General features: G+C 65.8%; 17 protein-coding genes. 13 read left to right on the top strand and 4 right to left on the bottom strand.

The features are described 5' to 3' along the window. Window positions 1-52 precede the first annotated feature (52 nt). The 3 genes from ACFJI2_RS01500 to ACFJI2_RS01510 all read left to right on the top strand — a co-directional run bounded on the left by ACFJI2_RS01500 (window position 53) and on the right by ACFJI2_RS01510 (window position 2807). Window positions 53-931: a helix-turn-helix domain-containing protein gene (locus ACFJI2_RS01500; protein WP_377703444.1), complete on the top strand. Its 879-nt coding sequence runs from the start codon at window positions 53-55 to the stop codon at window positions 929-931. A gap of 80 nt (window positions 932-1011) precedes the next feature. Further along, complete coding sequence (locus ACFJI2_RS01505) at window positions 1012-1530, top strand: NuoB/complex I 20 kDa subunit family protein (RefSeq protein ID WP_377703445.1); 519 nt, start codon at window positions 1012-1014, stop codon at window positions 1528-1530. Between the two features lie 62 nt (window positions 1531-1592). Next, the gene (locus ACFJI2_RS01510) at window positions 1593-2807 is read left to right on the top strand and encodes a hypothetical protein (protein ID WP_377703446.1); all 1215 of its coding nucleotides are present in this window, start codon (window positions 1593-1595) and stop codon (window positions 2805-2807) included. Window positions 2808-2836: 29 nt separating this feature from the next. Here ACFJI2_RS01510 and ACFJI2_RS01515 read toward each other — a convergent pair whose 3' ends face one another. Together ACFJI2_RS01515 and ACFJI2_RS01520 are read right to left on the bottom strand one after the other, a co-directional pair. Further along, window positions 2837-4315, bottom strand: a complete 1479-nt coding sequence (locus ACFJI2_RS01515; protein WP_377703447.1) for a sodium/glutamate symporter — start codon at window positions 4313-4315, stop codon at window positions 2837-2839. Between the two features lie 17 nt (window positions 4316-4332). Then, window positions 4333-4650 (bottom strand): PsiF family protein, encoded by a 318-nt coding sequence (locus ACFJI2_RS01520; protein ID WP_377703448.1) that lies wholly within the window; start codon window positions 4648-4650, stop codon window positions 4333-4335. 114 nt (window positions 4651-4764) lie between these two features. Between ACFJI2_RS01520 and ACFJI2_RS01525 the strand changes: the two genes are divergently transcribed. Together ACFJI2_RS01525 and ACFJI2_RS01530 are read left to right on the top strand one after the other, a co-directional pair. Then, entirely contained in the window at window positions 4765-5193 is a 429-nt protein-coding gene (locus ACFJI2_RS01525) for an META domain-containing protein (protein WP_377703449.1), read from the top strand. A gap of 59 nt (window positions 5194-5252) precedes the next feature. Then, the gene (locus tag ACFJI2_RS01530) at window positions 5253-6488 is read left to right on the top strand and encodes a glutamate carboxypeptidase (protein WP_377703450.1); all 1236 of its coding nucleotides are present in this window, start codon (window positions 5253-5255) and stop codon (window positions 6486-6488) included. Between the two features lie 251 nt (window positions 6489-6739). Here the strand turns inward: ACFJI2_RS01530 and bla are convergent, their stop codons facing one another. After that, complete coding sequence (gene bla / locus ACFJI2_RS01535; protein ID WP_377703451.1) at window positions 6740-7597, bottom strand: class A beta-lactamase; 858 nt, start codon at window positions 7595-7597, stop codon at window positions 6740-6742. 3 nt (window positions 7598-7600) lie between these two features. Continuing rightward, window positions 7601-7954 (bottom strand): hydroxyisourate hydrolase, encoded by a 354-nt coding sequence (gene uraH, locus ACFJI2_RS01540; protein ID WP_377703452.1) that lies wholly within the window; start codon window positions 7952-7954, stop codon window positions 7601-7603. A gap of 82 nt (window positions 7955-8036) precedes the next feature. On the opposite strand from uraH, the gene puuE reads away from it, so the two are divergent. The 8 genes from puuE (at window position 8037) to ACFJI2_RS01580 (ending at window position 22720) form a co-directional block, all read left to right on the top strand. Further along, window positions 8037-8990, top strand: a complete 954-nt coding sequence (puuE, locus tag ACFJI2_RS01545) for an allantoinase PuuE (RefSeq protein ID WP_377703453.1) — start codon at window positions 8037-8039, stop codon at window positions 8988-8990. A gap of 85 nt (window positions 8991-9075) precedes the next feature. Then, window positions 9076-10542, top strand: a complete 1467-nt coding sequence (gene xdhA, locus ACFJI2_RS01550) for a xanthine dehydrogenase small subunit (protein WP_377703455.1) — start codon at window positions 9076-9078, stop codon at window positions 10540-10542. Between the two features lie 11 nt (window positions 10543-10553). Beyond that, complete coding sequence (xdhB, locus tag ACFJI2_RS01555; RefSeq protein WP_377703456.1) at window positions 10554-12884, top strand: xanthine dehydrogenase molybdopterin binding subunit; 2331 nt, start codon at window positions 10554-10556, stop codon at window positions 12882-12884. Between the two features lie 2 nt (window positions 12885-12886). Further along, on the top strand, window positions 12887-14041 hold the full coding sequence (gene xdhC, locus ACFJI2_RS01560) for a xanthine dehydrogenase accessory protein XdhC (RefSeq protein WP_377703457.1): 1155 nt from the start codon (window positions 12887-12889) through the stop codon (window positions 14039-14041). Window positions 14042-14051: 10 nt separating this feature from the next. Beyond that, window positions 14052-15356, top strand: coding sequence for a guanine deaminase (gene guaD, locus ACFJI2_RS01565; RefSeq protein WP_377703458.1), 1305 nt, complete (start codon window positions 14052-14054; stop codon window positions 15354-15356). A gap of 88 nt (window positions 15357-15444) precedes the next feature. Next, on the top strand, window positions 15445-16932 hold the full coding sequence (locus tag ACFJI2_RS01570; RefSeq protein WP_377703459.1) for an adenosine deaminase: 1488 nt from the start codon (window positions 15445-15447) through the stop codon (window positions 16930-16932). Window positions 16933-17452: 520 nt separating this feature from the next. After that, window positions 17453-20857, top strand: coding sequence for a TonB-dependent receptor domain-containing protein (locus tag ACFJI2_RS01575; protein WP_377703460.1), 3405 nt, complete (start codon window positions 17453-17455; stop codon window positions 20855-20857). A gap of 159 nt (window positions 20858-21016) precedes the next feature. Beyond that, entirely contained in the window at window positions 21017-22720 is a 1704-nt protein-coding gene (locus ACFJI2_RS01580) for a bifunctional metallophosphatase/5'-nucleotidase (protein ID WP_377703461.1), read from the top strand. Window positions 22721-22734: the final 14 nt, after the last annotated feature.

Genomic DNA, 22734 nt, shown 5'->3' on the forward strand with positions numbered 1-22734 from the left:
CCGTAATGCAAGTTTGATAAGGCGCAAGCCGTGACGGGACTATAATCCGGCCATGGACCGACCCTATTCCCCACCCGGCGCCGAGGCGGCCGCCCTGCGCCTGGCCCTGCCGCCGCCGCCAGCGCTGTCCGGCCTGGTGCATCACTTCCATATCGAGTACGCCAGTGCCGGCAGGGTGGTGGTGCCGGCCTCGCCGCTGGCGCAGCTGACGTTTTTCATCGCCGGCGGCTCGCTGCTGCCGCCCGAGCAAGGGCAGCGCCGCCTGCTGAACCAGGCTTTCCTGTGCGGACCGATGGCGCGCGCCATGCCGGCCGAGTGGCAGCCGGGCACCACCTTCGTCAGCGCGCTGATCGAGCCGTCGCGCTTTGCCGGCCTGTTCGGCCTGCCGCTCAACGAACTGCTCAGCCTGCCCGTGGCGCTGGACGACGCCGTGCCCGGCCTGCCCTGCCGCGAACTGCAGGACAGCCTGCTGGCCACTCGCAGCGCAGGCGAATGGGTGCGGCTGATGTCGGACTGGCTGCTGCGGCTGGCCGCGCGGCGCGACGATGCGCTGCGCGCCGCCTTCCGCCTGCCTGCGGGGCTGCTGTTCAGTCCGGCGGAAACGATTGCCTTGCAGCATGGCATCAGCGTGCGCCAGTTTGAGCGCCGCTTCCTGGCCGCATACGGCCAGAACCTGCGCGAGACGCGCCGCCTGGCGCGCTATGCGCGCGCGCTGGCGCTGATGATGTCCTGTCCGCGCCCGCTGCCGCGCGGGCAGCTGACCCGCATCGCCATGGACGCGGGCTACCACGACCAGGCCCATATGGTGCGCGATTTCAGCGAACTGCTGGGCCGGACACCGGGCGGCGTGCTGGCCGGCCCGGACGCGGGCGAACTGCGCCTGCTGCGCTACGACGAGCGTTCGCGGCCGGCGGTGGTGCAGGGCTGGTGAATGCCTGGCCGCGTGTCGTGTCGGTACAATGAGGCGCGCGCTTTTCCCCTTATCGTGTGGCCAGACGAAAGGGGAAGGCAATGGACGAATCAAGCAACGCAAGCGCAGGCGCGCCGACGCTGGAAGGCGACGGCTTCATACTGACCTCGGTGGACAGCCTGCTGCACGCGGCCAAGACCAACAGCATGTGGTATTTGAGCTTCGGCCTGGCCTGCTGCGCGGTGGAGATGATGCAGGCCGCCTCGGCGCGCTACGACATGGACCGGTTCGGCATGATGCCGCGCCCGTCGCCGCGCCACGCCGACCTGATGATCATCTCCGGCACGCTGACCAACAAGATGGCGCGTGCCGTGCGCCGCTCCTACGACCAAATGCCGGAGCCGCGCTACGTGGTATCGATGGGCTCCTGCGCCAACGGCGGCGGCTACTATCACTACAGTTACTCGGTGGTGCGGGGCTGCGACCGCATTGTGCCGGTCGATATCTACGTGCCGGGCTGCCCGCCGACGCCGGAAGCGCTGCTGTACGGGCTGCTGCAGTTGCAGCACAAGATCCGGGGGCCGAAAGCCGGGCGGCTGCCGAACGAGATCGCGCGCTGATACTTGCGGGCAGGCGTCCGCTTCGGCGTAAAATTGCAATTCCGAAAACGAGGAGATTGCACATGACGTTGCGCGCCCGCAGCCTGGCCTTGGCCGTATCGATGACTTTCAGCGCTACCGCCTGGGGCGCCACCCTGACCGTGGGGCCGGGCATGGCTTATGCGCGGCCCTGCCTGGCCTTTGCCGCCGCCCGCAGCGGCGATACGGTGGAAATCGAGGCGGGCCTGTATCCGGGCGAGGTGTGCCGCATCACGCCCAACTTCCTCACCATACGCGGCATGCGCGGCCGCGCGCGCATTGACGCGCAGGGTCGGGGTGCCGAAGGCAAGGGAGCGTGGGTGATCGCCGGCAATGACGTGACCGTGGACAACGTGGAAATCTTCAACACGAAGGTGGCGGACAAGAACGGCGCCGCGCTGCGCATCGAGGGCAATAATTTCACGCTGAAGAACAGCTTCCTGCACGACAACGAGAACGGCGTGTTGACGGGCGCCTCGCCCACCAGCCGCATCGTCATCGAAAACAGCGAGTTCGGCCACAACGGCGACGGCAGCGGCCAGACCCACAACATCTACGTGGGCGACGTGGCCAGCCTGACGTTCCGCTTCAACTACTCGCACGATGCCAACATCGGCCACAACCTGAAGTCGCGTGCGCGCATCAACACCATCGCCTATAACCGCTTCTCCAGCCTGGCGCCGGGCGAGAAGGGCACGACGGCGGCGGGCCGCCCCAGTTTTGAAATCGACCTGCCGAACGCGGGCTCGGCCTACGTGCTGGGCAACGTCATTGAACAGCCGGCGGACAACGACAACAACACCTTGCTCGCCTACGGCAACGAGGGCAGCGGCGCGAACGACATGCTGTACGTGGTGAACAACACCTTCATCAACGACGACAAGCGCAACGGCGTGTTCGTGCGCGTGCACGAGCGCGTCAAGGTGCCGGTGCATATCCAGAACAACATCTTCATGGGCAAGGGCATGATCACCAACCAGGCCAAGGCCATCGACCGGCGCAACTACGCGGCCATGGAAGTGGATTTCGTGGACCGGGCCAACTATGTGCTGGTGCCGACCGAGAACGCCAAGATCATCAATGCCGGCGCCGAGCCGCCGATGCTGCCGTCCGGCGTGGCGTTGCGGCCCACCATGCAGTACAAGCATCCGGCGGGCGGCATGCCGCGCCCCGTGCTGGGCGCGCTGGACATCGGCGCTTACCAGGCCGTGATTGTGGAGAAGAGCAAGCGGAGCTGGTATGAAGGCTTGCTGAAATAGGCGGCTGGCCGCGCGCCGCGCCTGCCTGATCAGGCCAGCAGGCGCAGGAAGGCGCTGATCACCGGCGCGTTGGTCAGGTCGATCAGGAAGCCGCCGGTGGGCGGCACGATGGTGGTGGCGCGCGGCGCCGGTCCGCGCTGGCGGGTGATGGCGTCCATGGCGGCAACGGCGGTCGCCGTGGAGCCGATGCCGTAGCCCGCCAGGCCCGCCGTGGCCACGCCCGCCTCGTGATTGCGTCCCAGCAGCGGCCACACGATGGCGGCGCAGAACAGCAAGGTCAGCGCGATATTGACCGCCAGGATGGCCAGCATGGGGCCGGCCACCGAAGCCAGGTCGGCCAGGTTCTGCGCCGCCAGCGTCACCGCCAGGAACAGCGGCAGCAGCACGGCGGCGATGCGCGCGATGGTCTCGCCGCGCAGCCAGGTGCCGCCCAGCGCGTCATGGATGGCGCGCACCGCAAAGCCCACCAGCAGCGCGCCCATGTAGGCGGGCAGGGCGGCGCTGATGCGGTCCAGCCCGAAGCTCACCCATGCGCCCGCTTTCACGCAAGCTGCCACGAGCAGCAGATGCAGCGCCGCCCCGCGCCCCAGGGCGAACAGCGCGCGCACATCCGCCACAAAATTCGCCACCGCCGGCGCCGCCACGGCGGGCCGGGCCGCCACCTCCGCCGCTGCGGGCGCCGCCTCCGCCCCGGCCGCCGCCGCGGGCGCCGTCATCGCCGCCGTGCCTGGCACCGCCCCGGCCGCCGCAGCTGCCGCCTCGTTTCCCGCTTCGTTTCCTGCCTCGTTTGCCGCCCTGTTTCCCGCCTTGTTTTCCGCCTTGTTTTCCGCTTCGTTTCCCGCGCCTGATGCGCTCGCGCCACGTGCGGCGATCGGCGACACCTTGCGCAACAGCCACGCGCCCAGCGGCCCGGACAGCAGCGCCCCGGCCACCAGCCCGAACGTCGCCGCGGAAGCGCCGATGGTGGCGGCCGACGCCAGCCCGGCCTGCTCAAAGCGCGAAGCAAACCCCAGCGCCGTGCCATGTCCGCCAACCAAGGTCAGCGAGCCGCACGCCACGCCCAGCAAGGCCGGCGCCCCCAGCGCCACGGCCACCGCCACCCCGGCCGCGTTCTGCAGCGCCGACAGCACGGTAGTCGCCAGCAGCAATACCACCAGCATGCGCCCGCCGCCCAGCAGCACGCGCAGCGGCGCGCCCAGCCCCACGCAGGTGAAGAAGGCAATCAACAGCGGCAAATTGAGATTCTTGGCCGGACGGGCCAGCCATTCGATATCCGGCGTCACCAGCCAGGTCCACCAGCCGGCACTGACCTTGGTGCCGAAACTGACAGCCGCCAGCCCGGACAAATTGATGCTCAGGCAGGCTGCGCTGAACAGCAGCCCGCCTGCGACTGGGACAGGAATATTAATGCGCGCCAGCAGCGGTACTCGTCTCAGCAGCCATTCGCCCAGCAACAGGATGGGGATGGCGAGCAGCAGCAGATACCAAGGCGAGCAAGCCGGCGTCATCGGCGCTTACTCGGCGCTTACTTCTTGGCGCTCAGGCATTCCTTCATGAAGGCTTTGCGTTCATCGCCTTTCTTGCCGGTGGCATCGGCATTACAGGTTTTCATCTTGTCCTGTTGCGTGGCAGGGGCGGCCGGCTTGGCGCTCAGGCACTCCTTCATGAAGGCCTTGCGCTCGTCGCCCTTCTTGCCGGCGGCATCGGCGTTGCAGGTCGCCATTTTGGATTGCTGCGAATTCTTCGGCGCCGAAGCGGCTGCCGACGCGGATGCCGAAGCAGGCGCGGCAAAGGCCGAGCTGGCGAAACCGAAAGCAGCGATAACAGCAATAATTTTTTTCATGTCGTATTCCTGTAAAGTTGAGTGGCGGAACTGCTAAGGCTAACTATACGACAGTATTTCGCTATTCATGGTATCTAAGTGTTTCATATGCAACACAACGTGAAGGAGTGAGTTATGCAAACTTTGGGCAAATGGATGACGGCCGCCACCATGGGCGGCATGCTGGCGCTGGCCGCCGGCTGCAGCACCACCGGCGCCAGCGGCTCCGCGCCGAGCGCATCGCTGACGGACACGTCATGGCAGCTCGCCGAGCTGGGCGGCCAGCCGGCCGGCAAGCAATCGCTGAAATTCGATTCATCGAAAGGCATCGTCTCCGGCAGCGGCGGCTGCAACAACTTCACCGGCGCCTACCAGTGGAGCGGAAAGTCCCTGAAGATGGGACCGCTTGCCTCCACCCGCCGCGCCTGCATGGACGACGCCAGCGGCAAGCAGGAAAACGCCTACCTGCAGGCCCTGGACGCCACGCGCACCTGGAAGGTGGAAGGCAAGACCCTCATCCTCAGCGGCGACAGCGGCCAGCTGGCGCGTTTCACCGCCCAATAGGCCGCTTGCGCTATGATTTGCCCACCAATATTTCCTGCGGGGTAGCGATGGGCAAACGGATGAGTGTGACAAGAGGCGTGGCGGCGGTGCTGGTGGCGCTGGCGGGAGCATCGGCTGGGAGCGCTGCAGCGGCCGAGGCGGGCAAGGTTAACCAGGCACTGCTGGCCAAGGCGGAGCAGGCCAAGCCGGAAGCGCTCAAGCTGCTGGAGCGCCTCGTCAACATCGACTCGGGCACCTTCAATGGCGCCGGGCTGGACCGGGTCGGCGCCATTGCGGTGGAAGAGTTGAAACGGCTCGGCGCCAAGGTCGAAACCTTCCCGGCCACGCCCGCCATGAGCCGCAACATCCAGGCCACGCTGACCGGCACCGGCAAAGGCCGCATCCTGCTGGTAGCGCACATGGACACCGTGTTCCCGGACGGCGCGGCGGCCGCGCGGCCGTTCCGCATCGAGGGCACGCGTGCCTACGGCCCCGGCATCATGGACGACAAGGGCGGCATCGTGGTGGCGCTGGCGGCGCTGAAAATCCTGAAACAGTCCGGCGACACCGGCTACGGCAAGATCACCTTGCTGCTCAACACCAACGAAGAAACCGGCTCGCACGGCACCCGCGCGCTGATGGACAAGCTGGCCCGGGAGCATGACGTGGCGCTGAACCTCGAGCCCGGCCGAGCCGCCGACGGCCTGGTGGTGATGCGCAAGGGCAGCGGCGAAATCGAACTCGACGTAACCGGTAAGGCGGCCCATGCTGGCGTGGCGCCGGAAGCGGGCCGCAACGCCGCCATGGAAGCAGCGCACCAGGTGCTGCAGCTGTCCAAGCTGGCTGATCCGGGCAAGCAAACCACCGTCAATTTCACCGTGATCAAAGCGGGCGAGCGCACCAACGTCATTCCCGACCACGCCACCGCGCAAGCCGACGTACGCGTGGCCGTGCCGGAAGAATTCGACCGCGTGGAGCAAGACCTGGCGCGCATCTCCGCCAACCACCTGATCCCGGACACCAAGGTCAGCGCCCGGTTGCGGCGCGGGTTCCCGCCGATGCCCAAGAGCCCCGTCACCGATGCGGTCGCCGCCAAGGCGCAGGCCGTGTATGGCGAGCTGGGCCGCAAGCTGACGCTGGAAAGTTCCGGCGGCGCCGCCGACTCCAGCCTGACATTCGCCACCGGCGTACCCACCATAGACGGGCTGGGCATCGTCGGCGGAGGCATCCATACACCGGAAGAATACGCCGAAGTCGAAAGCATCGCGCCGCGTGCCTATCTGCTGGCGCGCCTGATACAAGAATACGGCAAGTAAGCCAACCGATTACCCGCCGCCGTCCCCCTGCGGGGTCAGGTCCGGCATCACGCCACGAGCTCAGCTTTAACGAACCGATTCCACGGCGGGGTCAGTTCCGGCATTACGCCACAAGCTCAACCGTTAGCGGTGCTACGGCAGAGGCCGTGGCGCGATGCCGGAACTGACCCCAGGGTATTACGGCAGAGGCTGTGGCGTGATGCCGGATCTGACCCCCGGGGTTAGACCGACCCCGGGGTTAGACCCCGGGGTTAGCGAAGGAGGGCGAGGGCGGTGCTGGTGGCGCCGGCGATGATGTCTTCGCGGTATTTGGCGTCTGCTTTTTCGTGCGCGGTGTAGACGGCGATGACGATGGGCGCCTGGCCGGGCGGCCAGATGACGGCGACGTCGTTGCGCGCGCCATAGGCGCCGCCGCCGGTCTTGTCTCCCACGGTCCAGCCCGCCGGCACGCCGGCGCGGATCAGCTTGGCGCCGGTGGTGTTGCCGACCAGCCAGTCCTTCAGCTGCTGGCGCTGCGGCGCGGGCAGGGCGTCGCCCACCACCAGCGCTTGCAGGCTGCGCATCATGGCTTGCGGCGTGGTGGTGTCGCGCGGGTCGCCGGGGATGGCGCTGTTCAGCTCGGTTTCCCAGCGGTCCAGGCGGAAGTCGGTGTCGCCTATGCTGCGTGCGAAGGCGGTCACCGCTTCCGGGCCGCCCAGCACTTTCATCAGCAGGTTGGCGGCCGGGTTGTCGCTGTACTGGACCATGGCGGCGCACAGCTCTTCTACCGTCATGCCCTGGTCGATGTGTTTTTCGGTGACCGGCGCGTGCGGCACCAGGTCGGCCTTGGTGTAGCTGATGCGCCGCTTCAGCAGCGCGGGATCGCTGGCGCTGCGCTGCAGGATGGCGGCGGCCACCATGGCCTTGAAGGTGCTGCACAGGGGGAAGCGCTCGCTGGCGCGGTGGCCGACCTGCTTGCCGGTGGCCAGGTTGACGGCGCTAATGCCCAGGCGTCCGCCCAGGTCTTTTTCCAGCGCGGCGAAGGCGCTCTGGGGCCCGTCCGGCGCGTCGGCTGCAAAACTCATCAAGGGGGTGAGCGCGGCGGCGCCCAGGAAGTGTCGGCGTTGCATCTGTTAGCTGCCTCGGTAAGTGGAGTAGGACCACGGCGTGACCACCAGTGGCACGTGATAGTTCTGCGCCGGATCGGCGATGCCGAACGCCAGGGTCACCAGGTCGATAAAGCGCGGCGACGGCAAGTCTACGCCCTGGCCGGCGAAGTAGTCGCCCGCGTTGAACACCAGCTCGTACTGGCCGGCCTTCATGGCCTCGCCTTCCAGCAGCGGCGTGGCGCAGCGGCCGTCGGCGTTGGTGATGTCCATCTTCAGCAGGACCTTGCCTTCCGGCTTGACCGCAAACAGCGCCACCTTCACGCCCGTGCCGGGTTTGCCGGCTGCCGTGTCGAGCACGTGCGTACTGAGTTTTCCCATGATGCTTCCTATATCCGTTAAGTGAACCACGATATCGTATAAATCTTATACTGGTGTCGGCAATGCCATATATTATTGTCGGATGAGCACTTACGACAACTACCCCCGCGACATGATCGGCTACGGCCGCACTCCACCCCATGCGCAATGGCCGGGCGGCGCCCGCGTGGCGCTGCAGTTCGTTCTCAATTATGAAGAGGGCGCCGAAAACAACGTGCTGCACGGCGATCCGGCTTCGGAAACCTTCCTGTCCGAGATCATCGGCGCGGCGGCGTTTCCGATGCGCCACCTTAGCATGGAGACCATCTACGAGTACGGCTCGCGCGCCGGCTTGTGGCGGCTGCTGCGCATGTTCGAGGAGCGCAAGCTGCCGCTGACCATTTTCGGCGTTTCCATGGCGCTCAAGCGCAATCCGGAAGCGGTGGCCGCCTTCCAGGAGCTGAACCATGAAATCGCCTGCCACGGCCTGCGCTGGATTTCTTACCAGAACGTGGACGAGGCCACCGAGCGCGCTCACATGCAGGAAGCGGTCGAGATCATCAGGGAAATGACCGGCAGCGCGCCGCAGGGCTGGTACACCGGCCGCGATTCGCCCAACACCCACAAGCTGGTGATGGAGCACGGCGGCTTCCGCTACGATGCCGACCATTACGGCGACGACCTGCCGTTCTGGCTGCCCGTTGCGCACAAGAATGAAGCCGGCCTGGATGTGGTGAGCCCGCAACTGATCGTGCCCTACACGCTGGACACCAACGACATGCGTTTTGCCGCCATGCAGGGTTTCAACTCCGGCACCCAGTTCTTCGATTATCTGAGGGATGCGTTCGACACGCTGTACGCCGAGGGCGATCCGGACGGCCTGAACCGCCCGAAAATGCTGTCCATCGGCCTGCATTGCCGCCTGATCGGCCGTCCGGGCCGGGCCGCAGCGCTGGCGCGCTTCCTCGATTACGTGCAGAGTGTGGACAAGGTGTGGATCACGCGCCGCATCGACATCGCCGAGCATTGGCACGCCACCCATCCTTATTCAGTTTGACGAATATCTGACATCATCAGAATAATATAAGTAACGGGGGCCGTGAACTGCTAACCTTGTAATCTGGGACAACGCCGAGGCTACAATGTCAGATCCGATTCGTTTTTACTACCGGGGCGCCGTGCACGAAGTGAGCACGGCCTCGCCGACGCAGACCGTGCTGCAGCATGTGCGCGAGGACCTGCACTGCACGGGCACCAAGGAAGGCTGCGCCGAGGGGGACTGCGGCGCCTGCACGGTGGTGGTCGGCACGCTGGTGGATGGCAAGGTTGAGCTGAAATCCGTCAACTCCTGCATCCAGTTCACGCCCACGCTGGACGGCAAGGCGCTGTTCACCGTGGAGGACCTGCAGCAGCCGGACGGCGCGCTGCACCCGGTGCAGCAGGCGCTGGTGGAATGCCACGGTTCGCAGTGCGGCTTCTGCACCCCCGGTTTCGCCATGTCGCTGTGGGGCATGTACCTCAAAAACGACGCGCAGCCCTGCGCCCGCAAGGAAGTGGACGATGCGCTGTCGGGCAACCTGTGCCGCTGCACCGGCTACCGCCCCATCATCGACGCCGCCCAGCGCATGACCGAACTGCCCAAGGTGGAGTTCGACCGCGCCGCGCTGGCGCAGCAGCTGGAAGCGCTCAAGCGCGACAAGCTGGCCACCTACAGCGTGGGCGAACGCCATTTCCACGCGCCCCGCACGCTGGATGAACTGACCGCGCTGCGCGCCAGCCGCCCATCGGCGCTGATGCTGGCCGGCTCCACCGACGTGGGCCTGTGGGTGACCAAGCAGATGCGCGAACTGAACGACATCATTTACCTCGGCCACGTGGACGCGCTGAAGACCGTCGCCGAAGACGGCGGCATGCTGGAAATCGGCGCCGGCGTGTCGTTGAACGACGCCTACGCCGTGCTGTGCAAGCACTACCCCGATCAGCTGGCCGAAATGTGGCAGCGCTTCGCCTCGCTGCCAATCCGCAACGCGGGCACCCTGGGCGGCAACGTCGCCAACGGTTCGCCCATCGGCGATTCCATGCCGTGGATGATCGCGCTGGGCAGCGAAGTGGTGCTGCGCGGCCCGTCCGGCACGCGCACCTTGCCGCTGGAAGCGTTCTACCTCGACTACCAGAAGAAGGACCTGCGCGCCGACGAGTTCGTGCAGGCCGTGCGCGTGCCGCTGCCGCGCGCGGCGGTGCAGTTCCGCACCTACAAGCTGGCCAAGCGCTTCGACCAGGATATCTCCGCCGTCTGCGCCGCCTTCGCCTTGACGCTCGATGGCGGCCTGGTGCGCGAGGCGCGCATCGCCTTCGGCGGCATGGCCGCCACGCCCAGGCGCGCCGCGCTGGCCGAGGCGGCGCTGAACGGCAAGCCGTGGAGCGAAGCCAACCTCGCCGTCGCCATGGACGCGCTGGCGCAGGACTACCAGCCGCTGAGCGATATGCGCGCTTCCAGCGAATACCGGATGAAGACCGCGCAGAACCTGCTGCGCCGCTTCTGGTTCGAAACCCGTGTTGACGCGCCGCTTGCGGCCAACGCCGTCAACGCCTTTGCTTGCCGCGCCTGAAAGGAGCCGCCATGAACCATCCCGGCGCTACTGACATCAAAGCCATGGCGTGGACCGCCGTCGGCCTGGGCAAGCCGCACGAATCGGCCGCGCTGCATGTGCTCGGCCAGGCCACCTACACGGACGACATTCCCGAGCTGCGCGGCACCTTGCACGCGGCGCTCGGCCTGTCGGCCAAGGCGCACGCCAACATCGTCGCCGTCGATCTGGACGCGGTGCGCGCTGCGCCCGGCGTGGTGGCCGTCTACACGGTGCGGGACATCCCCGGCACCAACGACTGCGGCCCCATCATCCACGACGATCCCATCCTCGCCGACGGCAAGGTGGAATACGTGGGCCAGCCCATCTTCATCGTGGTGGCGGACACGCATGACAACGCGCGCCGCGCCGCGCGCCGCGCCAACGTCACCTACGAGGAACTGCCGGCCATCCTGACGCCGCAGGCGGCCAAGGCCGCGCAGTCCTATGTGCTGCCGCCGATGCAGCTCAAGCGTGGCGACTACCAGGCCGCGTTCGAGCAGGCGCCGCGCACCGTCAAGGGCACGCTGTACGTGGGCGGCCAGGAGCAGTTCTACCTGGAAGGCCAGATCGCCTACGCCATCCCCAAGGAGCAGAACGGCATGCAGGTGCTGTGCTCCACGCAGCACCCGAGCGAGATGCAGCACGTGGTGGCGCATGCGCTGGGCGTGCATTCGCATAACGTGCAGGTCGAGTGCCGCCGCATGGGCGGCGGTTTCGGCGGCAAGGAGTCGCAATCGGCGCTGTGGTGCGCGGCAGCGGCCATCGCCGCGAAAAAGTCCGGCCGCCCGGTCAAGCTGCGCGCCGACCGCGACGACGACATGCTCGTCACCGGCAAGCGCCACTGCTTCTACTATGAATACGAAGTGGGCTACGGCGACGACGGCAAGATCATCGCCGCCAAGGTGGACATGGTGTCGCGCGCCGGCTATTCTGCCGACCTGTCCGGCCCCGTCGCCACGCGCGCGGTCTGCCACTTCGACAATACCTACTACCTGAGCGACGTGGACATCCGCGCCGCCTGCGGCAAGACCAACACGCAGTCGAACACCGCCTTCCGGGGCTTCGGCGGGCCGCAGGGCGCCATCGCCATCGAATACATCATCGACGAGATCGCGCGGGACCTGGGGCAGGACGCCTACGATATCCGCCGCCTGAATTTCTACGGCAAGGACGAGCGCAATGTCACGCCGTACGGCCAGGTCATCGTCGACAACGTGATCGCGGAACTGACGGCGGAACTGGAGCAGAGCAGCGACTACCGCGCGCGCCGCGAGGCCGTGGCCGCGTTCAACGCCGGCAGCCCGCTGCTGAAAAAAGGCCTGGCGTTCACGCCGCTCAAGTTCGGCATCGCCTTCAACGTCACGCACCTGAACCAGGCCGGCGCGCTGGTGCACGTCTATGTGGACGGCTCGGTGCTGGTGAACCATGGCGGCACGGAGATGGGGCAGGGCATCAACACCAAGGTGCTGCAGGTGGTGGCGCATGAACTGGGCCTGGACCTGGAGCACGTTCGCATCACCGCGACCGATACCAGCAAAGTGGCCAACACCTCCGCCACCGCCGCCTCCACCGGCGCGGACCTGAACGGCAAGGCCGCGCAGGACGCGGCGCGCCAGATCCGCGAGCGCCTGGCTGCCTTTGCGGTGAAGCAGTACGGCGGTGACGCGGCGCAGGTGCAGTTCTACGACAACCGCGTCCACGTCAATGGCCATGCCGTGCCGTTTGCGGAATTGGTGCAGAAGGCTTACCTGGCGCGCGTGCAGCTGTGGTCGGACGGCTACTACGCCACGCCGCACCTGCACTGGGACCCGAAGACCATGAACGGCCATCCGTTCTCCTACTACGCCTACGGCGCCGCCGTGTCGGAAGTGGTGGTCGATACGCTCACCGGCGAATGGAAGCTGCTGCGCGCGGATGCGCTGTACGACGCGGGCCAGTCGCTGAACCCGGCCATCGATATCGGCCAGGTGGAGGGCGCCTTCATCCAGGGCATGGGCTGGCTCACCACCGAGCAGCTGTGGTGGAACGCCGGCGGCAAGCTGATGACGCATGCGCCGTCCACCTACAAGATTCCGGGCGTGTCCGATTGCCCGGAGGACTTCCGCGTGCGCCTGTTCGAGAACCGCAACGTGGAGGACAGCATCCACCGCTCCAAGGCCGTGGGCGAGCCGCCGCTGCTGCTGCCGTTCTCGGTGTTCTTCGCCATCCGCGACGCCATTTCGTCGGTGGGCGGCCATAAGGTCAATCCGCCGCTGAACGCGCCGGCCACTTCCGAAGAAATCCTCAAGGCCATTGCCGCTGTTGAAGCGGCGGTGAAATAGACATGAGCGACTGGCTGACAGATCCCTCGGCGCCGTCGGTGCTGATTACCGTGGCGCGCGTGGAGGGCTCCGGCCCGCGCGAGGCCGGCACCAAGATGCTGGTGACGGCGGAGCGCGAGTTCGACACCATAGGCGGCGGCCACCTGGAAATGCGCGCCATCGACATCGCGCGCGAAATGCTGTCCGGGCAGGCCGTGCGCTATGAACGCTTCGCGCTCGGCCCCAGCCTGGGGCAGTGCTGCGGCGGTGTTGTTTACCTGCTGTTCGAGCGCGTCGATACGCGGCTCGGCGCGGTCCTTGCGGCGCTGCGCGAACGCCGCCGCGAAGACTGCTGGCGCCTGAGCGCCGTAGACGGCCCAGCCGCCGTCGCGCTGTTCGACATGCACGGCCAGCCGCTGTCATCGGCACGCGCCGCCGCCCTGTCGGCCGTCGCCGCGCCGTCCTCCATTGCCGCGCCATCGTCGTCCGCCGCCGCCGTTCCCGCGCCGTCCGCCGCGCCGCTGGCCATGCCGGTCAGCGATCCGCTGTCCGCCCCCGCTTTCGCCCGCGACCGTGGCGCCCACCTGATGCAGGACGCCTCCGGCCGCCGCTGGATGGTCGATCCCATCCTGGCCCCGCGCGCCCACCTGACCCTGTTCGGCGCTGGCCACGTCGGCGCCGCCATCGTGCGCGCACTGGCCGAGCTGCCGTGCACCGTCACCTGGGTGGACGAGCGCGAGGACATGTTCCCGGCCGATATCCCCGCCAACGTCACCGTGGAAGCAAGCGAGCTGCCCGAAGCCTGCGTGGCCGAAGCGCCGCCCAACAGCAGCTACCTGGTGCTGACCCACAACCACGCGCTCGACCAGCGCCTGACCGAAACCATCCTGCGGCGCCAGGACGTGTACTGGTTCGGCCTGATCGGCTCCAAGACCAAGCGCATGCAGTTCGAACACCGCCTGCAGGCCAAGGGCATAGACCAGGCCCGCATCGACGCCATGGTCTGCCCGATCGGCATCGCAGGCATCACCAACAAGGCGCCCGCCGTGATCGCCGCTTCCGTCTGCGCCCAGCTGCTGGGCGTGTGGGAGCAGCAGGATGCCGAGCGCATGCCCAAGCCCCTCAGCCAGACCGCGACCCTGCTGCGCGCAGCCGGTTCCACGCAATACAAAGTTTAGAAAGACCCTTATGCAAACGACCCAGGTGCAAGCCTACCGCGCAGGCTTGCTGCACTTCCACGCCGATCCCGCCTTCACGCCCGACGCCCACCACTGGCACCAGGACGGCCTGCTGGTCGTTGCCGACGGCAAGGTGCAGGCCGCCGGCGACTACGCCGCGCTGCACGCCACGCTGCCGCCTGGCACCGAGGTGCACGATTATCGCGGCAAGGTGATTACGCCGGGTTTCATCGACACCCATGTGCACTACCCGCAGACCGACATGATCGCTTCGCCGGCGCCCGGCCTGCTGCCCTGGCTGAACACTTACACCTTTCCGACCGAACGCCAGTTCGAAGACCCGGCGCACGCCGCCGCCACGGCCGAATTCTTCCTCGACGAGCTGCTGCGCGTCGGTACCACCACGGCCATGGTCTATTGCACCGTGCATCCGCAATCGGTGGATGCCTTCTTCGAGGCCAGCGAGAAGCGCAACCTGCGCATGGTGGCCGGCAAGGTGCTGATGGACCGCCATTGCCCCACCTTCCTGCAGGACTGCGCCGAGACGGGCGGGCGGGAAAGCGAGGAGCTGATCAAGCGCTGGCACAACCGGGGCCGTGCGCAGTACGCCATCACGCCGCGTTTCGCGCCCACCTCCACCGAGGCGCAGCTGTCGGTGGCAGGCGCACTGGCGCGCGCTTATCCTGATACCTATATCCAGACCCACGTGTCCGAAAACGAGGACGAAGTGAAGTGGGTGAGGGAACTGTTCCCGCAGGCGCGCAGCTACCTGGACGTGTACGACAGCTACGGCATGCTGCGTCCGCGCGCCATGTACGGCCATTGCATCTGGCTGGACGAGGGCGACCGCCGCCGCATGGCCGAGACGCAGGCCGCCGCCGCCGTGTGCCCGACCTCCAACCTGTTCCTGGGCAGCGGCCTGTTCGACTTCGAGCGCGCCGACCAGGCGGGCATGCTGCTGTCGCTGGCCACGGACGTGGGCGCGGGCACGTCGTTCTCCATGTTGCAAACCATGAACGAAGCCTATAAAGTAGCGCGCTTGAAGGGCAGTTACCTGCCAGCGCTGCGCATGTTCTACCTGGCTACGCTGGGTGCGGCCCGCAGCATGCAGCTGGAAGGCACGATAGGCAGTTTCGCAATCGGTGCGGAGGCGGATTTCGTGGTGCTGGACCCGCAGGCCACGCCGTTGCTGGCGCGCCGCACGGGACACACCGGGAACCTCGAAGAATTGCTGTTTGCGCTGGCGCTTCTGGGCGACGACCGCACCGTGGCTGCCACGTATTCGGCGGGGCGCTTGGTGCATTGCCGCCGGTGATGCCGCGGGGCTGCCCACGCGGCGGGTTACGCACTGCGTGCTAACCCGCCCTACATTTGACGAGGGCACGTTTAACCGAGGGCATGCGATGACAAAGATTTTCCCGAAACTGATGATGGCGCTGGCCGTGGCGGCCGCTTGCAATGCGCATGCGCAGAAGGCTGCGCCGAACGCCAACGAGCAAGCGACCAGCCGCCATTTCGCGTCGCTGGTTTCGGGCGGCCAGCCCAAGTCGGCCGAGCTGACTTTGTTTTTCACGATGATGCCCAAGGGCGGCGACCTGCACCACCACTATTCTGGCGCGATCTACGCCGAGCAGTTCCTGCAGTGGGTGGACAAGCAGGGCTACTGCGTCCGCAAGAATAACTACCAGATCGAAACCGACGCCGGCAAGCTGGCCATGGAGCGCGCCGCGTCGCCTGCCACCCGCACCTGCATCAGCGGCGAAGCCGTCATGCTGGACAACACCATGCTGGCCGAGCTGTTGCAGCGCTGGGGCACCAAGGACTTCTACAACCACAGCGGCCAGCAGACCCCTCCCGACCGCACCTTCTTCGACACCTTCGGCTATTTCAACGCCGTCGCCTCGACCAACACCGCGGACGGCTTGCGCACGCTGAAGCAGCGCGCCATCAACGAGAACGTCAGCTACATCGAAACGGTGTTCGAACTGGCGCCGTTCACCGCCAACGCCGATTTCGACAAGGCCGTGCTGGCGCCCAACCTGGACAGCGCTGCGCTGAACGCCCAGCTGGAAGCGCTGCTGCCGGTGCTGGACAAGGACGCCGGCTGGACCGGCTGGCTGGACGCCTACAAGAAGAACGTGGACACCTCCAGCGCCGGCATCGACGACGAGCAGTTCACCATGCGCTACCAGCCCTTCGTGCTGCGCTTCCTGTCGCCGTCGCAGGTGTTCTCGTCCATGGTGTCGGCCTTCAGGCTCGCGCGCGAGAACCCGAAAGTGGTGGGCGTGAACATCGTCGGCCAGGAGAGCACCTACGTCTCCATGCGCGACTACAAGCTGCACATGCAGATGTTCAAGTTCCTGAAGGCCAAGTACCCGGACGTGAAACTGTCGCTGCACGCCGGCGAGCTGGCGCTGGGCATGGTGCCGCCGGAAGGCTTGCAGTCGCACATCGCGGACGCCATCGGCGTGGCCGGCGCCAGCCGCGTCGGGCACGGCATGGACATCGCCCACGAATCCGGTGCGCTGGCCACCATGAAAGCCATGCGCGAGCGCGGCATCGCGGTGGAAGTGAATTTGACCAGCAACGATTTCATCCTCGGCATCAAGGGCGACGCGCACCCGGTTACCCTGTACCGCAAATACGGCGTGCCCTTTGTCATCTCCACCGACGATGCGGGCGTGTCGCGTAATAACCTGGCCAACGAGTACGTGCTGTTCGCCAGCCGTTACCCGACCAGCTATGCGGAAGTCAAAAAGCTGTCATATGACAGCATCCGCTACAGCTTCCTGGCCGCCGCCGACAAGCAGCGCCTGCTCAAGGCGCTGGACGGCAAGTTCGCCCGTTTCGAGGCGGATGTTGCATCTTCGCTGCACAAAGCCAGCCATTAACGGTTGTCATCGAGCGGTAACACCCGGTGTAGTTCGTTAGCCGGGTAGAGTTTTTTGCAATGTCATCGTTGAAACATTGTGGTTGCAATGCAACAAGAAGGACGCTTTTATGCGTCCTTTTGTCATTTTCTCCATGAATTAATTTCAGCCAACTTTATAATTCCGCCTAATCCCTTACTCCGAGTTCATTTCGCCGACTAAAACTGTCGGATTTATAGCTTTTGGATCTGAATTCGCGAAGAAAAACGAATTTGTCATGCATTTTTGCTTCATGCATAGTGGAATCAGCATTGTAAAAGTGCCATGTTGCAATTGTTTTTTGTCATACCTGCAGTGGGCGATGTCACGCTCCTGAAACATTGCCAAAGTAGACTCATTCGTTACGCTACAGAAGAATTTTCCCGTCGCTTAGCCAGCAGCGCCGGTCCAGGTTTGCAGCACAGTAAAGAGGAAATGCCCGGCCGCCCTACAGGACGGCCGTCAGCGTTTCAATAATATTAGTCTTTTTTGGGGTTATACAATGATCAAGCATAAACGGCTACGATTGACGCAGATTGCGCTCAGTCTGTCCATCGCGCTCGCAGCGGCACCGTCGTTCGCACAGAACACCACGTCGTCCATCGCGGGCCGCATCTCGTCCAACGACGGCAAGCCTGCCGCCGGCGCAGCCGTGACCATCGTTCACACGGAATCGGGCTCGGTCAACAGCGTCGTCACCGACGCTGAAGGCCGCTACGTCGCCCGCGGTCTGCGTGCCGGCGGTCCATACACGATCACCATCACCAAGAACGGCGTCGTCGAGAAGCGCGAAAACGTTTATGTCGAAGTTGCCGAGACCGCCTCCGTGGACGCGGTGCTGGGCCAGATCCAGACCGTGGCCATTACCGGCCGCCGCTCGGAGACCTTCAACCGCACCAACATGGGCACCGGCACCAGCATCACCGCGACCGACCTGGCGACCCAGGCATCGATCTCGCGCAGCCTGCAGGACTACGCCCGCGTCGACCCGCGCCTGTCGCAGACCGACAAGGAACGCGGCGAAATCTCCGTGGCCGGCCAGAACTCGCGCTACAACTCGATGACCATCGACGGCGTGGCCGTGAACGACACCTTCGGCCTGGAAGCCAGCGGCACCGCCACCGGCAAGCAGCCGATCTCGATCGAAGCGATCCAGTCGGTGCAGGTCAACGTGGCCAACTACGATGTGACCCAGAAGGGCTACACCGGCGCCAACATCAACGCGGTCACCAAGTCCGGCACCAACAAGGTCAAGGGCAGCGTCTACTACGTGTTCCGCAACGACAAGCTGGCCGGCGAGCGCTACAACAGCGCCACCGATTCCTACTTCGACGCGCCGCCGTCGAAAGAAACCACCAAGGGCGTGACCCTGGGCGGCCCGCTGATCCAGGACAAGCTGTTCCTGTTCGCGAACTATGAAAAAACCGAAAGCAGCCGCAACTCGCCGGCCTTCGGCCCGGTAGGCGGCGCAGGCGGCCAGACCACCGTTGCCATCGCCCAGTCCGTACTGGACAGCGCGGCCACCATTGCCAAAGACCGCTACGGCATGGACATCGGCACCTCGCAAGTGCCGAGCGGAACCAAGTTCACGTCGGAAGACAAGCTGCTCAAGCTGGACTGGAACATCACCGAAGACCAGCGCGCCATGCTGCGCTACTCGAAAACCGAACAGTCCGAGCCTATCTTCCCAGGCTTCTCGGCCACCGGTGTTTCGCTGAGCTCGTACTGGTACGCCCAGGAGAAGTCGCTGACCACCCTGGTGGGCCAGTGGACCTCCGAGTGGACGCCAAGCTTCTCGACCGAAGTGAAAGTGTCGAACCGCAAGTACGACAGCGTCCCGAAGAACAATGCCTTCCTGCCGGCCATCGGCCTGCAGTTCTCCGGCGCGCTGCCTGACGGCTCGCCTGCCGGCCTGTCGACCGGCAACCGCTTCGCCAACTTCGGTACCGAGCTGAGCCGCCAGAAGAACGTGCTGCAGACCAAGACCCAGGACTTCTACGCCGGCGCCAACTGGAACGTGGGCGACCACGACGTGAAGTTCGGCACCGACTACAGCAAGAACGAGATCTACAACGCGTTCCTGCAGAACGTGAACGGCAACTACACCTTCGCCTGTATCAACAGCAGCAGCACCTTCACGTACTCGTTCGGCGCCATCAACTGCTCGAGCGCCACCTCGGCCCAGCACGCCGCCGCAGTGCTGGAGAACTTCAGCAAGGGCCGTCCTTCGTCGTACACGCTGCAAGCAGCCATCCCGGGCAAGACCCTGGACGACGCGATCGCCCGCTTCGAGCTGAAAAACATCGGCCTGTTCCTGCAGGATAGCTGGACCGTCAACAAGCAGCTGACCCTGATGGCCGGCATCCGCATGGACGGCGCCCGCATCGGCGACGTGCCGGTGGCCAACCCGACCGCTGCGCTGCCGACCGGCCCGCTGGTCAACGGCCGCCAGACCGGTGGCTTCGGCGTGGACAACACCCGCACCATCGACGGCCAGAACCTGTACCAGCCGCGCGTCGGCTTCAACTACAAGTTCGACAGCGAGCGTCCTACCCAGCTGCGCGGTGGCGCCGGCCTGTTCCAGGGCGCCGCCCTGTCGGTCTGGCTGGGCAACCCGTTCCAGAACTCCGGCATGGTGATCCGCAACATCACCTGCACCTTCGCGGCCGGCACCTGCCCGACCGCAGGCGGTTTCTTCAGCGCCGATCCGAACAACCAGCCGACCAACGTGGTCAGCACCATTCCTGCCATGAAGGTCGACACCATCAGCAGCGACATGGCGCAGCCATCGGTCTGGAAGGGCAACCTGGCGTTCGAACATGAACTGCCATGGGGCGGCATCGTCTTCGGCGCGGAATACCTGCGCACCAAGACCAAGGACGGCATCTACTACAAGGAACTGAACCTGGGCGCACCGACCAAGACCGGTAGCGACGGCCGTCCTCTGTACTACACCAACTCCGGCTACCTGCCAACCTGCTACACCCCAACCGGTGGCGCAGTGGGCGGCGCGGCTTGCCCGGACACCCGCACCAAGGCGCAGAGCAACGCCGCCTTCGGCCAGGTGCTGCAGGCAACCCGCACCTCGGGCGGCGCCGGCAACCTGCTGACCCTGTCGCTGCGCGCGCCTATGCGTGCCGGCCTGGGCTGGGGCGTAGCGTACACCTACACCGACGCCACCGAAGTATCGCCGCTGACCTCGTCGACCTCCAGCTCGAACTGGGGCGGCCGTGCATCGTTCGATCCGAACGAGAACGTCGCTTCCAACTCGAACTACCTGGTGAAAGACCGCATCTCGGCCAACGTGAGCTGGCAGAAGGCGTTCTTCGGCAGCTACAAGACCGGCTTCGGCCTGTTCTATGAAGGCCGTACCGGCAAGCCGTTCAGCTGGACCATCAACAACGACTTGAACGGCGACGGCCTGGCCGGCAACGACCTGATGTACATCCCGAAAGCACCGGGTTCGGGCGAAGTGGCCTTCTTCGGCGCCACCCCGGCGGCACGCGCTGCCACCGAGGCGGCGTTCTGGAAAGTGGTGGACGCCAATGGCGCCCTGTCGAAGTACAAGGGCGGCGTGGTTGGCCGCAACACCGACTTCTCGCCATGGACCAACAGCATCGACATGAAGGTCACCCAGGAAGTGCCAGGCTTCTGGACCGGCCACAAAGGTATCTTCTCGCTGGACTTCCTGAACGTTGGCAACATGATCAACAAGAAGTGGGGCCGTATCAATGAAGTGGCATTCCAGTCCGCTGGTGGCCAGGTACGCAGCTTCGTCGACTACGTTGGTATCGACGCCCAGGGCCGTTACATCTACAACGTCCGCACCACGGAAGAGCTGGTCACCCGCCAGGAAAAAGGCGAGTCGCAGTGGGCCATCCAGGCTACCGTCAAGTACGAGTTCTAATCTCGTCGCGTTGATAGCTTGAACGAACGGCTGGTGGCGACACCAGCCGTTTTTTTTACGCCGCATTTTCTCTGTAACGTAACGTTTCGCCGGCCGTGGCGCCCGCCAGCGGGCCGCTGCGGAGCGGTACAATAGCCGATTACCGGCTCCATCCCTGCAATGAAGACTCCATTCAAATCCCCAGCCATGGCGCTGGCCCTGGCCGCCGCGCTGCTCTCGGGCTGCGCCAGCCAGCGTCCCGCCGCCGTGGTGGACATCAACATCGCCACGCTGAACGACTTCCACGGCTACATCGAGCCGAGCAAATTCACCTATACCGATGCGGGCGGCACCGCGCGCAGCGAACTGGCCGGCGGCATCGACACCATCGCCGCCGCGCTGCAGGCCTGGCGCAAGGAAGACCCGCAGCTGCTGCTGGTGGGCGCGGGCGACCTGATCGGCGCCAGTCCGGCCATCTCCTCCATGTGGGCCGACGAGACCACGCTGGGCGCGCTCAACCTGCTGCGCATGAACGCGAGCTCGGTGGGCAACCATGAATTCGACGCCGGGCGCGCCGAGCTGCTGCGCCAGCAGAAGGGCGGCTGCGTATCGCCGCGCCCGGACAAGGCCTGCAAGTTCGGGCCTGTCTACCCGGGCGCCAAATTCCAGTACCTGGCCGCCAACGTGGTGGACATGGTCACCAACAAGCCCTTCCTGCCGGCCTACCACGTGGAGGAAGTGCGCGGCGTGAAGGTGGGCTTCATCGGCGCCGTGCTGAAGGATACCGCGCAGGTGGTGCTGGCCTCCGGCATCGCCGGCCTGCAGTTCACCGACGAGGCGCAAGCCATCAACCGCGTGCTGCCCGAGCTGCGCGCGCAGGGCGTGAACGTGTTCGTGGTGCTGATCCACCAGGGCGGCCGCACCACGGACGCGCTGGACCGGCCGGACTGCCCCAATCTGCAGGGCGAAATCGTGGACGTGGTCAAGCGGCTCGACCCGGCCATCCGCGTCGTCATCAGCGGCCACTCGCACAAGGGCTATCTGTGCCGCGTGGACGGCCGCCTGGTGACGCAGGCTGAAACGGCGGGCCACGTGATGTCGCGCATTAAGCTGAGCGTGGACACGGCGACCAACAGCGTGGTGGCCGAAAGCGCACGCAACGTGGTGATGGAGCAGGACCGCTATCCGGCCGATCCGGCCATGGTGGCCTACATGGACACGGTGCGCAAACGCAGCAACGAAGTGCTGGGCAAGCCGGTGGCGCGCCTGGCCGTGGCCAGGGTGGCGCGCGCCACCGGCGACGACAGCAGCGAATCGGCCATCGGCAACCTGGTGGCAGATTCCATGCTGGCCGCAGGCAAGCCGTTCGGCGCCCAGATCGCCTTCATGAACCGCGGCGGCTTGCGCAACGACCTGCTGGCCGGCGCCGGCAACGTGACCACGCTGGCGCAGCTGCACGCCGTGCTGCCGTTCGGGAATGCGCTGGACGTGATGAACCTCACCGGCGCCCAGCTGCGCGCGCTGCTGGAAGAGCAGTGGCTGCAAGGGCGCAACGTCACGCGCGGCCTGCTGCAAGTGTCGAACGGCTTCACCTACCAGTGGGACGCCAGGCAGCCGGAAGGGCAGCGCGTGGTGCCAGGCAGCGTGCTGCTGCACGGCGTGCCGATCGAGGACGGCGCCACCTACCGCGTGGTAACCAACCATTTTCTTGCCGAAGGCGGCGACTACTTCCCGACGTTCACGCGCGGCACCGGCCGCGCTCCCACGCCCATCCGCGACATCGACGCGCTGGCGGCCTACCTGGCCCAGCGCGACCGCGACGGCAAACCGGCCGGTTCCGCCCAGCAGGCGGGCCGCGTCCAGCGCCTGCAATCCCCACCATGACCAAGGACTCCACC

It is taken from the genome of Pseudoduganella sp. UC29_71, from assembly GCF_042693265.1.
Classification (GTDB): Bacteria; Pseudomonadota; Gammaproteobacteria; order Burkholderiales; family Burkholderiaceae_D; genus Rugamonas.

Bases quoted from the DNA above. Each gene is read 5' to 3' on its own strand.
- ACFJI2_RS01500 (WP_377703444.1), top strand. From the start codon at position 53: ATGGACCGACCCTATTCCCCACCCGGCGCCGAGGCGGCCGCCCTGCGC.
- ACFJI2_RS01505 (WP_377703445.1), top strand. From the start codon at position 1,012: ATGGACGAATCAAGCAACGCAAGCGCAGGCGCGCCGACGCTGGAAGGC.
- ACFJI2_RS01510 (WP_377703446.1), top strand. From the start codon at position 1,593: ATGACGTTGCGCGCCCGCAGCCTGGCCTTGGCCGTATCGATGACTTTC.
- ACFJI2_RS01515 (WP_377703447.1), bottom strand. From the start codon at position 4,315: ATGACGCCGGCTTGCTCGCCTTGGTATCTGCTGCTGCTCGCCATCCCC.
- ACFJI2_RS01520 (WP_377703448.1), bottom strand. From the start codon at position 4,650: ATGAAAAAAATTATTGCTGTTATCGCTGCTTTCGGTTTCGCCAGCTCG.
- ACFJI2_RS01525 (WP_377703449.1), top strand. From the start codon at position 4,765: ATGCAAACTTTGGGCAAATGGATGACGGCCGCCACCATGGGCGGCATG.
- ACFJI2_RS01530 (WP_377703450.1), top strand. From the start codon at position 5,253: ATGAGTGTGACAAGAGGCGTGGCGGCGGTGCTGGTGGCGCTGGCGGGA.
- bla (WP_377703451.1), bottom strand. From the start codon at position 7,597: ATGCAACGCCGACACTTCCTGGGCGCCGCCGCGCTCACCCCCTTGATG.
- uraH (WP_377703452.1), bottom strand. From the start codon at position 7,954: ATGGGAAAACTCAGTACGCACGTGCTCGACACGGCAGCCGGCAAACCC.
- puuE (WP_377703453.1), top strand. From the start codon at position 8,037: ATGAGCACTTACGACAACTACCCCCGCGACATGATCGGCTACGGCCGC.
- xdhA (WP_377703455.1), top strand. From the start codon at position 9,076: ATGTCAGATCCGATTCGTTTTTACTACCGGGGCGCCGTGCACGAAGTG.
- xdhB (WP_377703456.1), top strand. From the start codon at position 10,554: ATGAACCATCCCGGCGCTACTGACATCAAAGCCATGGCGTGGACCGCC.
- xdhC (WP_377703457.1), top strand. From the start codon at position 12,887: ATGAGCGACTGGCTGACAGATCCCTCGGCGCCGTCGGTGCTGATTACC.
- guaD (WP_377703458.1), top strand. From the start codon at position 14,052: ATGCAAACGACCCAGGTGCAAGCCTACCGCGCAGGCTTGCTGCACTTC.
- ACFJI2_RS01570 (WP_377703459.1), top strand. From the start codon at position 15,445: ATGACAAAGATTTTCCCGAAACTGATGATGGCGCTGGCCGTGGCGGCC.
- ACFJI2_RS01575 (WP_377703460.1), top strand. From the start codon at position 17,453: ATGATCAAGCATAAACGGCTACGATTGACGCAGATTGCGCTCAGTCTG.
- ACFJI2_RS01580 (WP_377703461.1), top strand. From the start codon at position 21,017: ATGAAGACTCCATTCAAATCCCCAGCCATGGCGCTGGCCCTGGCCGCC.